The organism is Streptomyces violaceus (assembly GCF_036014075.1).
Lineage (GTDB): Bacteria > Actinomycetota > Actinomycetes > Streptomycetales > Streptomycetaceae > Streptomyces > Streptomyces violaceus.
On the sequence record NZ_CP107911.1, the window covers coordinates 3,990,080 to 4,002,368 of the forward strand.

At 71.7% G+C, this 12,289-nt stretch carries 12 protein-coding genes; 6 read left to right on the forward strand and 6 right to left on the reverse strand.

Annotation, left to right across the window (positions count from 1 at the left end; all coding sequences use genetic code 11):
- Nucleotides 1-38: 38 nt before the first annotated feature.
- The 4 genes from OG542_RS17910 (at nt 39) to OG542_RS17925 (ending at nt 4,451) form a co-directional block, all read left to right on the forward strand.
- Nucleotides 39-1,331, forward strand: coding sequence for an activator-dependent family glycosyltransferase (locus OG542_RS17910; RefSeq protein WP_328412071.1), 1,293 nt, complete (start codon nt 39-41; stop codon nt 1,329-1,331).
- Between the two features lie 77 nt (nt 1,332-1,408).
- Nucleotides 1,409-2,035, forward strand: a complete 627-nt coding sequence (locus OG542_RS17915) for a dTDP-4-dehydrorhamnose 3,5-epimerase family protein (RefSeq protein ID WP_193483059.1) — start codon at nt 1,409-1,411, stop codon at nt 2,033-2,035.
- A complete protein-coding gene (locus OG542_RS17920) occupies nt 2,002-3,006 on the forward strand; it encodes an NAD-dependent epimerase/dehydratase family protein (protein ID WP_328412074.1) in 1,005 nt (334 codons plus the stop codon). The genes OG542_RS17915 and OG542_RS17920 overlap by 34 nt, the downstream gene beginning before the upstream one ends.
- Entirely contained in the window at nt 3,003-4,451 is a 1,449-nt protein-coding gene (locus tag OG542_RS17925) for an NDP-hexose 2,3-dehydratase family protein (RefSeq protein WP_328412076.1), read from the forward strand. The genes OG542_RS17920 and OG542_RS17925 overlap by 4 nt, the downstream gene beginning before the upstream one ends.
- An 80-nt stretch (nt 4,452-4,531) precedes the next feature.
- Here the strand turns inward: OG542_RS17925 and OG542_RS17930 are convergent, their stop codons facing one another.
- The 3 genes from OG542_RS17930 to OG542_RS17940 are packed head-to-tail and all read right to left on the reverse strand — an operon-like array spanning nt 4,532 to nt 7,181.
- Nucleotides 4,532-5,641: a DegT/DnrJ/EryC1/StrS family aminotransferase gene (locus tag OG542_RS17930; RefSeq protein ID WP_328412078.1), complete on the reverse strand. Its 1,110-nt coding sequence runs from the start codon at nt 5,639-5,641 to the stop codon at nt 4,532-4,534.
- The gene (locus tag OG542_RS17935; RefSeq protein WP_328412080.1) at nt 5,638-6,366 is read right to left on the reverse strand and encodes a class I SAM-dependent methyltransferase; all 729 of its coding nucleotides are present in this window, start codon (nt 6,364-6,366) and stop codon (nt 5,638-5,640) included. Before OG542_RS17935 ends, OG542_RS17930 begins: the two co-directional genes overlap by 4 nt.
- 14 nt (nt 6,367-6,380) lie before the next feature.
- The gene (locus OG542_RS17940; protein WP_328412082.1) at nt 6,381-7,181 is read right to left on the reverse strand and encodes a cyclase family protein; all 801 of its coding nucleotides are present in this window, start codon (nt 7,179-7,181) and stop codon (nt 6,381-6,383) included.
- A 200-nt stretch (nt 7,182-7,381) separates the two neighbouring features.
- Here OG542_RS17940 and OG542_RS17945 point away from each other — a divergent pair, with 200 nt between their 5' ends.
- Together OG542_RS17945 and OG542_RS17950 are read left to right on the forward strand one after the other, a co-directional pair.
- A complete protein-coding gene (locus OG542_RS17945; RefSeq protein ID WP_193483065.1) occupies nt 7,382-7,789 on the forward strand; it encodes a nuclear transport factor 2 family protein in 408 nt (135 codons plus the stop codon).
- A gap of 55 nt (nt 7,790-7,844) precedes the next feature.
- On the forward strand, nt 7,845-8,576 hold the full coding sequence (locus OG542_RS17950; protein WP_328417968.1) for an SDR family NAD(P)-dependent oxidoreductase: 732 nt from the start codon (nt 7,845-7,847) through the stop codon (nt 8,574-8,576).
- A 230-nt stretch (nt 8,577-8,806) separates the two neighbouring features.
- Here OG542_RS17950 and OG542_RS17955 read toward each other — a convergent pair whose 3' ends face one another.
- Genes OG542_RS17955 through rfbH form a run of 3 tightly spaced genes read right to left on the reverse strand, consistent with a single transcriptional unit; the run spans nt 8,807 to nt 12,286 of the window.
- Nucleotides 8,807-10,165 carry a nuclear transport factor 2 family protein gene (locus OG542_RS17955; protein ID WP_328412084.1) on the reverse strand — a complete coding sequence of 453 codons (1,359 nt, stop codon included), beginning with the start codon at nt 10,163-10,165 and terminating at the stop codon, nt 8,807-8,809.
- Between the two features lie 8 nt (nt 10,166-10,173).
- Nucleotides 10,174-10,977 (reverse strand): SDR family NAD(P)-dependent oxidoreductase, encoded by an 804-nt coding sequence (locus OG542_RS17960; protein ID WP_328412086.1) that lies wholly within the window; start codon nt 10,975-10,977, stop codon nt 10,174-10,176.
- 7 nt (nt 10,978-10,984) lie between these two features.
- On the reverse strand, nt 10,985-12,286 hold the full coding sequence (gene rfbH, locus OG542_RS17965; protein WP_328412088.1) for a lipopolysaccharide biosynthesis protein RfbH: 1,302 nt from the start codon (nt 12,284-12,286) through the stop codon (nt 10,985-10,987).
- Nucleotides 12,287-12,289: the final 3 nt, after the last annotated feature.

Sequence of the window (12,289 nt, forward strand, 5' to 3'; positions counted from 1 at the left end):
CCATCGCATACGGGTCGTTCGCCGGAACAGGGGTTGGGATGCGGGTACTCTTCACCACCTTCGCCGCCAAGTCGCACATGCACGCCCAGGTGACACTCGCCTGGGCCCTGAAGGCAGCGGGCCACGACGTCAGGATCGCCAGTCATCCCGATCTCGCCGACGAGATCACCCGGACCGGGCTGACCGCCGTCGGTGTCGGGGAGGAACTGCATCTCGACGAGCAGATGCAGGAGACCCAGGAGAACATCGGCCAGGACGTCGACCAGCTGGAGAGCCAGGCGCAGGTCGGTCTCGACATGAGCGAGACCCGGCCCGAGCGGCTCACCCCGGACTACACACTCGGTGTGTTCACGGCCATGACCTCGGTCGTCTTCCAGAACTGCTGCTCCGACCAGATGGTCGACGAGCTGGTGGAGCACTGCCGCTCCTGGAAGCCGGACCTGGTCCTGTGGGACACCATGACGTTCGCCGGCGCGATCGCCGCCATGGCCACCGGGACGGCGCACGGCCGGCTGCTGTTCGGGCTGGACCTGGCGGGCCTGATGCGCGAGACCTTCCTCGAGCAGCTGGCCGCACGCCCGCCGGAGCTGCGGGACGACCCGCTGCGCGAGTGGCTCACCTGGAGCCTGGAGCGGCACGGCGCCTCCTTCGAGGAGGCCGCGGTGACGGGCGACTTCACCGTCTGCCCGCTGCCGGCGTCCATGCGGCTCCCGGTGGACCTGCACTACGTGCCGATGCGGTACGTGCCGTACAACGGGCAGTCCACGGTGCCGCAGTGGCTCCAGGAGCCTCCGCGCAAGGGCCGCCGGGTGTGCATCACCCTGGGTGTGGCGCACCGCGAGGTGCTCGGCGCCGACCGGGCCTCCATCGGGGACCTGCTGGAGGCCGTCGCGGGGCTCGAGGACGTCGAGGTCGTCGCCACGCTCAACGAGAAGCAGCTGACGGACTTCGACACCCTGCCGGACAACGTGCGGGCCGTGGACTTCGTCCCGCTCGACGCGCTGCTGCCCACCTGCGACGCGGTGATCCACCACGGCGGGTCCGGCAGCTTCGGCACCGCGATGATCCACGCCGTGCCCCAGCTCATCGTCGTCGACGGCGTATGGGACACCATCAACAAATCCCGCTACCTGGAAGAGCGCCAGGCCGGGCTCTACGTGCCGGGCAAGCTCAGCGCGAAGGGACTGCGCGAACTGCTCGTCCGCCTGCTCGAGGAACCGGTCTTCAAGCGCAACGCCGAGGCCCTGCGGCGCGAGGCGCTCGCCGCTCCCGCCCCCGCGCAGGTAGTCCCCACGCTGGAGCGCCTGGCCGTCGAGCACCGCCGCCGGTGACCGGCGCGACGCACCCGCACACGCCCGGGCCGCCGGCCCTGCCGTACCCGACTACCTCCCGGACGGTGAACCAAGCGATGCAGATCCGTAAGCTCAAGGTCGAGGGGGCGTACGAGTTCACCCCCCGTCAGTTCCGCGACCATCGCGGGCTGTTCGTCTCGCCCTTCCAGCTCGACGCGTTCCAGCAGGCTCTGGGGCGGCCGCACTTCCCGGTGGCGCAGACCAACCACAGCCTCTCCCGGCGCGGCACGATCCGCGGTATCCACTTCACCGTCACGCCGCCCGGCACCGCGAAGTACGTGTACTGCGCGCGCGGCCGGGCCCTCGACATCGTGGTCGATCTGCGGGTCGGCTCGCCCACCTTCCGGCAGTGGGACGCGGTCGAGATGGACCAGGTCCACTTCCGCGCCTCGTACTTCCCGGTCGGCGTCGGCCACGCCTTCGTCGCGCTCGAGGACGACACCGTCATGTCGTATCTGCTGACGGGCCCGTACGTGGCCGAGAACGAGCTCGCCGTCGACGTCTTCGACAAGGACCTGGGCGTGCGGATCCCCTCGGGCCTGGACACGGTGCAGTCGGACCGGGACGCCGCCGCGCTGTCCTTCGCCTCGGCGCGGGCCCAGGGCCTGCTGCCCGACTACGCCGAGTCCCTGGCGGTCGAGGAGGCCCTGTGGCAGCCCTCCGGCATCGGCGCCACGCGCTGAGCCCGGCGATGTCCACCACCACACAGGGCGGGCCGGCCGCCGGAACCGTGGCCGTGCTGGGTTCCACCGGATGCGTCGGCCGCAGCCTCTGCGACGAACTGCTGCGGACCGGGCACCAAGTGCTCGCCGTGGCCCGGCACCCGGCCCCGCACACCCGTGCGGACGCCTTCGTCCCCCTCGATGTCGCCACCGCCGCGCCCAAGGAGATCGCCGCGCTCCTCGACCGGCACGGCGTCGGCACCGTCATCAACGCCACCGGCGGCTGGGGCACCACCGTCGAGGAGATGCACAGCGCCCACGTCGACCTCGTGGAACGTCTGGTCGAGGGGTGCGCCGCGACCTCCCGGCGGCTGCGGATCGTCCAGATGGGATCGATCCACGAGTACGGGCCCGTGCCCGACGGAGTCCGCATCGACGAACAGCGCGAGCCCGGCCCGCTGACCCCGTACGGGCTGACCAAGCGCACCGGCTCCGAGCATCTGCTCGCCCAGACCCGGGCGGGCCGGGTGGACGGGGTCGTGCTGCGCGCGGTCAACGTCTGCGGACCGCACACCCCGACGGCCAGCTTCCTCGGTGCCGTCGTGGCCCGGCTGCGCGCCCTCGGCCCCGGCGAGGTGATCGGCCTCGACGTCGCCGACGCCCGGCGGGACTTCGTCGACGTACGGGACCTGGCCCGGGCGGCCGTCGCCGCGGTGCACGCGCCCGTCACCGGCCTGGTCGTGAACATCGGGCGCGGCGAGGCGGTGCCGATGCGCGACCTGGTCGACGCCCTGTTCGACGCGGCCGGCGTGGACGCCGCGTCGGTGAAGCTCAACTCCGCCGAGGTCGCCAGCAAGGGCGGCGGCTGGACCTGCGCGGACATCCGGTTCGCCGCCCAGGTGCTCGGCTGGCGGCCCACGATCCCGCTCGGCGAGTCCGTCCGGGCGATGTGGGAAGCGGCAGCGGGCACCACCTCCCTGGAGGTCTCATGAGCAACTCCCGCGCTCTTGCCACCGCATCCGCGGCGACCCGAGATCCCGTCGAACGACGGATCGACGCGTCGGCGCGGCTGCGGACCGGCCCTCTCGGCGACCTCTCCGACTTCACGGACTGGTTCGCCGACTACGGCCGGCGGGCCTACACCCATGTCGACCGGGTCCCCCTGCACGCCCTGGAGGGCTGGGAGACCGACCCGGACACCGGCGATCTGCGCCACCACACGGGCCGGTTCTTCACCGTGCACGGGCTGGAGGTCAGCAACCCGGGCGCGCCGGTGGCGCAGTGGACCCAGCCGATCATCAACCAGCCCGAGATCGGCATCCTCGGCATCCTCACCGCCCCGATCGACGGGGTGCTGCACTGCCTGATGCAGGCGAAGGTCGAGCCCGGCAACGCCGAGGGGCTCCAGCTCTCCCCCACCGTCCAGGCGACCCGGAGCAACTACACCCGGGTCCACCAGGGGCGCGCGGTGCCGTATCTGGAGCACTTCATGGACATCCACAGCCGTCCGGGGGTGCTCGCCGACGTACGGCAGTCCGAGCAGGGGTCCTGGTTCTACCGCAAGCGCAACCGCAACGTGGTCGTCGAACTCCCCGAGCCGGTGGAGGCCCTCGACGGGTACCGCTGGATGACGCTCGGCCAGATCCATGAGCTGCTGGGGCGCCGGGACACGGTCAACATGGACGCCCGGACCGTGCTGTCGTGCCTGCCGTTCACCGGTCCGGACGTCGAGAAGCCGGACGGGGACGACTTCAGGTCCGCGCTGCTGCGCTCGGGAGACCCCGGGGCGACCGGTGTGCACAGCGCGGCGGAGATCCTCGGCTGGATCACCGACCGGCGCACCAGCAGCGACATCGCGGTCCGCCGGGTCGCGCTCGGCGAGCTGCGCGACTGGAGCCGCACCGACGACCGCATCCGCCATGACGCGGGCGCCTTCTTCGACGTCATCGGGGTACAGGTGGACGCCGGCGGCCGTGAGGTCCACCGGTGGAGCCAGCCGATGATCGAACCGGTGGGGCAGGGCGTCATCGCCTTCCTCGTCCGGCGTTTCGAGGGGGTGCTGCACGTCCTCGTGCACGCGCGCGTGGAGCCGGGCTTCGCGGACGTGGTGGAGCTGGGCCCCACCGTGCAGTGCGTCGCGGAGAGCCACGCGCAGCTGCCCGGCCAGGCCGCGCCGCCGTTCCTCGACGAGGTGCTGGGGGCTCCCGCGGAGCGCGTCCGGTTCGACACGGTGCTCTCCGAGGAGGGCGGCCGCTTCTTCCACGCGCTGAATCGCTACCTGATCGTGGAGACCGACCAGGACGTGCCCCGCGACCATCCCGACCACCGCTGGATGACGCTGCACCAGCTGTCGGACCTGCTGCGGCACAGCCACTACGTCAACGTCCAGGCCCGCAGCCTGATCGCCTGCCTGCACAGCCTGTACCACGCGGGCTGACGGCAGGGTCCCTGAAACGCCGTGTCCCGGTGAGGCGGACTGCCTCACCGGGACACGGCGTTTCGCACAGGGGCGGGGCGTCACAGACCGGCGATCACCTCGCGCAGCGCCTCGATCACCTTCTCCTGGACGTGCCGCGGCAGCGAGGGGTACATCGGCAGCGAGAAGATCTCCTTCGCCAGCCGCTCGGTCACCGGCAGGTCGCCCTCGTGGTAGCCGAGGTGCGCGAAGCCGGACATCGTGTGCACCGGCCAGGGGTAGCTGATGTTCAGCTCGATGTCGTACGCCTTGAGCCGCTCGATGATCCGGTCCCGCTCGGGGTGGCGGACCACGTGGACGTAGTGGACGTGATCATTGCCCAGCGCGTTCGCGGGCAGGACCAGGCCGGTGTCCCCCAGCCCCTCCGCATAGTGTCGCGCCACGCGCCGCCGGCCCTCGACGTAGGTGTCGAGGCGCCGTAGCTTGCGGCGGAGGATCTCGGCCTGGACCTCGTCGAGACGGCTGTTGTGCCCGGGAGTCTGGACAACGTAGTACCTGTCCTCCATGCCGTAGTAGCGCAGCCTGCGCAGCTCCGCGTCCGTGCCGGAGTCGCGTGTGACCACCGCGCCGCCGTCGCCGTACGCCCCGAGGACCTTCGTCGGATAGAAGGAGAAGGCCGCGGCGTCGCCCATGGTCCCGGCGAGCCTGCCGTGGTGGCGGGCTCCGTGGGCCTGGGCGCAGTCCTCCAGGACCTTCAGGCCGTGGCGCTCGGCGAAGGCGGTCACCGCGGCCATGTCGACGCACTGCCCGTACAGGTGCACCGGCACGATCGCCGTGGTCCGCTCGGTGAGCGCGCCCTCGAGCAGGTCGGTGCGCATGAGGTAGTCCTCCTCGCGCACGTCGACGAAGACCGGCCGGGCTCCCACGGCGTCGATGGCCAGGACCGTGGGGGCCGCCGTGTTGGACACCGTGAGCACGTCGTCGCCCGGCTTCACGCCGAGCGCCTGGAGGCCGAGGACGAGGGCGTTGGTGCCGTTGTCGACGCCGACGCAGTGCGGCTGCCCGTGGTAGGCGGCGAACTCCTGCTCGAAGCGGGAGACGCTCTCCCCGAGGACGAGCTGACCGGACTGGAACACCGTGTCGACGGCGTCGAGGAGTTCCTCGCGCTCCTCGGCGTACTCCCGCAGATAGTCCCAGACGTAGGTGGTCATCGCCCGGACACCTCCCGCTCCTTGACTCCGACGAAGAGGCCGCGGCCGGTCGGCGGGCCCGGCTGGTACGCGACGGAGCAGCCGGCGTCCGTGAACGCCTGCTCGTACTCCTCACGCGTGAACAGGGTCAGTACGTCGATCTCGGTGAAGGTCCGGATGCCCGACGGCTCCCCGACGAGGAACCGGACCTCCATCCGGGTCGCCCGGCCCTGGAGGGTGGAGTGGGAGATCCGGGCGACGGTCCTCTCGCCCTCGCGGGCCAGGTCCCCGGCCACGAACCCCTCCTTGAACTGCTCGGGGAACCACCAGGGTTCGATGATCAGTGCGCCTCCGGGCTCGAGGTGACGGGCCATCGAGGCCACGGCGGAGCGCATCTCCTCGACGCTGCCCAGATAGCCGATGGCGCAGAACATGCAGGTGACGACGGAGTACCGGCGATCGAGGTCGAAGTCGCGCATGTCGCCCTCGTGGATGGTCAGGCCGGGCCACCGCTCGAGCGCCAGATCACGCATCGGCGCCGCGATCTCCAGGCCCTCCGCGGTGGCGAAGAGCTTGCTGAAGGGGCCGAGATGGGCGGCGGTGCCACAGGCCACGTCGAGCAGCGTGTCGGCGCCCGGGGCGTGCCGGCGTGCCACGGCCGCGATGTCCTCGGCCTCCGCCGCCCAGTCCTTGCCCCGGCTGCGGTACACCGTCTCGTAGACCTCGGCGAGGTCGGTGCTGTACATGGTTTCTCCTCGAGTCAGGGGCTGGTCAGGGGGGCCTGGTCGTCGACGAGGGCGACCGCGCGCGCCCAGCCGGCCCCGGCGCCGGCGATCTTCACCGGGAAGCAGGCCACCTGGAAGCCGTACGGTGCGGGCAGTTCCCCGAGGCCCGCGAGCCGCTCGATCTGGCAGTACTCCCGGTGGCGTCCTGCGACATGGGCCGGCCAGAGCACGGCGGGGTCCCCGGTCCGCCGGTACTCGGCGATGATCGTGGTGAACGGCGCGTCCAGGCTGAACGCGTCGGTGCCGACCACCCGGATGCCCGCGTCGAGCAGGAAGGCGATGGCACTCGCGTCGAGACCGACGAAGTCGGTGAAGTACCGGCTCGTGCCGGACCACGCGGCGGCGCCGGTGTGCAGGAGCACGATGTCGGACGGGGCGAGCGTGTAGCCGATCCGGTCGAGTTCCTTGCGCAGGTCCGCCGCGTCGACCACGCCGGCCTCGCGGCCCCGGACGTCCAGGACGACTCCGGGGGCGAGGAACCACTCCAGCGGCATCGCGTCGATGTGCCGGGGCACGCCGGTGCCGTACGTCGTCCGGGAGCCGTAGTGCGAGGGCGCGTCGACGTGCGTGCCGGTGTGGGTGGTCAGACTCAGCCGGTCCAGCGAGAGGAACTCGCCGTCGGGCAGGTCGTCGGGGTCGAACTCGATGTCGAAGTGGCGCCGCATCTCGTCGCGCATGTGCAGCGCGCCCTCGCGTGGGGACATCACCTCGTGGACCACCGGGTCCGGTTCGAACGAGCCGGCGTCCACCGGCGAGGACAGGTCAATGATGCGCACGGTCACCTCCTGGACGACCCAGCCAGCCTGGCCGCAGCCGCTCGGAAGGCATTGGAAGACCGCTCGACGACCGCACGGCCGCCTCGAGCGGGATTCGACAGGGGTGCGACAGGGGTGCGCCAGGGTCGGGCATCGAGGACCGGCTCGCGGGGCCGGGCTCGGAGGACCGGCACGCAGGACCGTCGCAGGGGAGGCCGTTCGTGAACAGCACCGACATCCAGCAGTTCTACGCCCGCCACATGCAGTTGCTCGACGGCGGTGCCGCCGAGGCGTGGGCCGGCACGTTCACGCCCGACGCCGTCTTCGCGGCCCCGTCGATGACGGAGCCCGTCCGGGGCCGGGACGGCATCGCCGCCGGCGCGCGGGCGGCGGTCGAGGGGCGGGCCGCGGCCGGGGAGACGCACCGCCATTGGGTGACCATGACGACCGCCCGGAGCACCGGCGCCGGGATCGAGGCCGTCTCGTACGTGCAGATCCTCGCGACCCCGCGGGGCGGCGCCCCGCGCGTGCACCTGTCCTGCGTGATGCGCGACCGGCTGGTCCGGCGGGACGGCGAACTGCTCGTCGCGGAGCGGCACATCACCCGGGACGACCGGCCGGCGGGCTGAGCTCGACCCGGCTTCGAGCCCTCGTCAGTAGCGTCCCGGCATGACTCCTAGGACTGTGATCATCACTGGCGGAGGCACCGGCATCGGCCGTGCGACGGCCCACCGCTTCGCCGGGCAGGGAGACCGTGTCCTGGTCGTGGGCCGCACCGCCGCCGCCCTCGACGAGACGGCCGAGGGCCACGACGGCATCCGCACCCTGGTGGCGGACATCACCGAGCCGGGGGCCGGCGAGACGGTGGTGGAGGCCGCGCTGCAGGCGTTCGGGCGGGTGGACGTGCTGGTCAACAACGCCGGTACCGGCACGTTCGCGCCGCTCGCCAAACTCGACCGGGCCGCGACCGAGCACCAGGTCGCCGTCAACCTGATCGCGCCGGCCTTCGTGGCGCAGGCCGCGCTGGAGGCCCTGGAGGCGACCGGCGGCACCATCGTCAACGTCAGCTCGGCCGGCTCGCTGGGCATCCAGGGGTTCCCCGACAACTCCGTCTACTGGGCCACGAAGTCGGCGCTGAACCACTTCACCCGCACCTGGGCCGTCGAGCTGGCGCCGCGCGGTATCCGGGTGGTGTCGGTCGCCCCGGGCGTGACCGACACCGGCATCGGTGAGCGTGTCGGCATGTCCGCCGAGGAGTACCAGGGATTCCTGGGCCAGCTCGCCGAGCGGATCCCGCTCGGACGGGTCGCCAGGCCCGAGGACGTGGCCTGGTGGATCACCGCGCTGGCCGACCCGGAAGGCCGCTACATGACGGGCGCGGTCGTCCCGGTCGACGGCGGTCTCTCCCTCACCTGACCGCTCCCCCACCCGACCGCACCGACAGCCAGGCCGCGCCGACAGCCTGGCGGCACGGACAGCCGGGTCGCGCCGACAGCCTGGCGGCACAGACAGCCGGGTCGCCTGCCGCCAGGCCACACGGAGGTCCGGGCCGCCGCCCGGACCTCACGGACATCCGGACCGTACGACGACGGGCCGCACCTTCGATGGGTGCGGCCCGTCGTCGTCCGTGCCCGGCGGGCGGCGGCTCAGACGCCGTCGTGCTCGACCCTGCGGTGGCGCACCAGCCAGCCGTCGCCGTGCGGCACCAGTTCGTCCTCGCACACCGCGCTCAGGTGCAGCCTGGCCGGTCCCCCGGCCGGGGTGACCAGGACCTGCGCGTAGCAGCGGGTGCTCAGGGAGCCGTCGGGCCCGGGCACGACGGTGAGCATGGAGAACACATGCCGCCGCTGCTCCGGTGTGTCCGCCGTCCGCTCCAGGTTGCGGCGTACGGCGGCGGCCACGGCGTCCCGGCCGCGCAGGGGCTCGGGGACGATGTTCTGCGCGAAGACGCCGTCCTCGGTGAACGTCCGGGCCCACTCCTCGGCCCGCCGCTCGTCGAGGAGCCGCATCTGCCGGGCGTAGAACTGCTGCACGGCGACGTACGTCTCGGCGGGGACCGGCTCGGCGCCGCGCAGCCGCTCGGCGTGGCCGGCCGCGCACCGCAGCGTCGTCAGGCTGTTGCGGCCGAGGGCCTCACGGATCATGGTGCGGGCGGCGGCGACGTCCGCGTCCGGACCGAGGACGGTGGTCACGGCGTCCGGCTCGATCCGTACGGTGTGCCGGGAGGTGACGGTGCAGCCCTTGTCGTCCTCCTCGAAGATCCACTCGCCGGTGTGGGCGGCCATCAGCGCGGGTGTCCGGATCTGCTTGTAGACGATCCGGTCGGCGGGGAAGCAGACGCGCACCGAACGGGTGGTGTGGGTCGCGCCGTCGGCGGTGAGCGTGTCCATCTCCAGGATCTGCTCGTTCGGGGTGTCCTCGGTGAGGACGACCCGGGCGACGTGCGGCAGCCGCTCCGTCCAGCGGTCGGCCGCGCGGATGAACTCGTACGCGTCCTTCGCCGAGCCGTCGACGCGCACGCTGTCGTCGAACGTGAAGGTGAGCTCCGGGTCCGCGTCCTCCACGCCCCGGCGCAGGGCCTCGAGTTCGGACCCGGTGTTGGTGTCGATGGCCCGGCGGATCCACTCGACGTGCTCGGGGTCGTCGTCCACGGCGGTGAACGCGTGGGTGAACCGCACCCGGGTCCCCTTGTCACCGAGCGGCTCCAGCAGCCACTCGCCGCTCATGCTCCGCACCGGCGCCCGCGACTCCTCCTGCCGGAACGTCACCCGTGATCCGGCCCGGTCCAGTTCGCGGCGCGAGGTCCAGCTCTTGACCTCGTCGTTGGCCGTCGCCCAGATCCTCAGCCGCTCCTGCCGGCCGTCGCCCTCCAGGCGCTCGACGTGCACGCTCGGCGGGAAGTGCACCGGCCAGCGGGAGGCCTCGGCGACCAGGTCGAACACCGCCTCCGCCGGGGCCCGCACCTCGATCTCGTGGACGGTGGTGTGCACGGTCTCGTCCGACATGGCTCTCCTCAGTAGTTTCCAAGACCGCCGCAGACGTTGATCGCCTGCGCGGTGACGGATGAGGCCGCGTCGGTCAGCAGATAGCCGACCATGCCCGCCACCTCGTCGGGCGTGGTGTAGCGGCCGAGCGGGATCTTGGCCTGGAACCGGTCGAGCACCTCCTCCTCGCTGGTCTCCCAGGCGGCGGCGTAGCCCTGCCGGACCCGCACCGCCATGGGCGTCTCCACATAGCCGGGGCACACCGCGTTGACGGTGATCCCGGTCTTGGCCAGTTCCAGCCCCAGGGCCTTGGTGAAGCCGACGACCCCGTGCTTGGAGGCGGAGTAGGGGGCGCCCAGCACCACGCCCTGCTTGCCGCCGGTGGAGGCGATGTTCACGACCCGGCCCCAGCCGCCCTCCCGCATCCGGCCGGTGGTCAGTGCGGCGCGGGTGACGCGGAAGACGCTGTCCAGGTTGGTGGCCATCACGTCGTCCCACAGCTCGTCGGCGATCGTGTGCGTCTGGCCGCCGCCGCTGCGGCCGGCGTTGTTGACGAGTATCCCGACGGGCCCGTAGCGCTCCACCGCGGCGGACATCAGCGCCTCGATCTGCGCCACGTCCCGTACGTCGCAGGCGGCGCCGTCCACGTCGTGGCCCTCGGCGCGCAGCTCCTTGACCGTGAGCGCGACCCGGTCGGCGTCCCGGGCGCAGAGGAACACGCGGTGGCCGACGGCGGCCAGGGACCGGGTGACGGCGAGGCCGATCCCGCTGGTTGCACCGGTGACGACGGCGACCCGGCTGGCCGGTGTGGACGTCGAAGGTGTCGAGGACATGGTCCGATCAGCCCTTTCGCGTGCAGAACTCGGTGATGGACTCGACGACGTAGTCGAGCATTTCTTTGGTGAGTCCCGGATAGACGCCGATCCAGAAGGTGTCCTCCGTGACGATGTCGCAGTTGACCAGCTCGTCCACGATCCGGTAGCGCACGTCCTCGTAGGCGGGATGGCGCGTGATGTTCCCGCCGAACAGCCGGCGGGTGCCGATCCTGCGGCTCTCCAGGAAGTCGACGAGGTCCCTGCGGGTGAAGCCCGCGTCGGGCAGCACGGTCAGGGCGAAGCCGAACCAGCTGGGGTCGCTGTCCGGGGTGGCCCGCGGCAGCAGCAGTCCGGGCACCTCGGCCAGGCCGTCGCGCAGCCGCCGCCAGTTGTGCCGACGGGCCGCGCCGAAGTCGTCGACCTTCCGCAACTGGCTGAGTGCCAGGGCGCCTTGGAGGTCGGTGGCCTTCAGGTTGTAGCCGACGTGGGAGAAGATGTACTTGTGGTCGTAGCCGGCCGGGAGGGTGCCGAGCTGGTAGTCGAACCGCTTCAGGCAGGTGTTGTCCGTGCCCGGTTCGCACCAGCAGTCCCGGCCCCAGTCGCGCATCGACTCGACGATCCGGGCCAGTTCCAGGCTCGATGTGAGGACGCAGCCGCCCTCGCCGGCGGTGATGTGGTGGGCGGGGTAGAAGCTCACCGTCGACAGGTCGCCGAAGGTGCCGGTGAGCCTGCCCCCGTAGGTGGAGCCGACGGCGTCGCAGTTGTCCTCGATGAGGAACAGATCGTGCCGGCGGGCCAGTTCCGCGACCTCGGCGACGGGGAACGGGTTGCCCAGGGCGTGCGCGATCATGATGAGCCTGGTGCGCGGGGAGATCGCCGCCTCGATCTGGGCCAGGGAGGCGTTGTAGGTGCCCAGTTCCACGTCCACGAAGACCGGTGTCAGGCCGTTCTGGACGAGCGGGTTGATCGTGGTCGGGAAGCCGGCGCCCACCGTGATGGCCTCGTCGCCGGGGCGCAGCCGCAGGTCCTTCAGCTTCGGCGAGGTGAGCGCGCTGACCGCCAGCAGGTTGGCCGACGATCCCGAGTTCACCATGTGGGCTTTGCGCAGCCGGAAGTAGCGGGCGAACTCGCTCTCGAACTTCCGGGTGCGCACCCCGGCGGCGATCCGCATCTCCAGCGCCGCCTCGACCAGGGCGCCCCGGTCCTCCTCGTCGAGGACCGCGCCCGAGGACAGGATCGGCGTGATCCCGGGTTCGAACGCACGCGTTTCCTGTTCCTTGTGGTACTTGCGCGCCAGTTCCAGCACCAGCGCCTTGGTGTCCGTCACGTC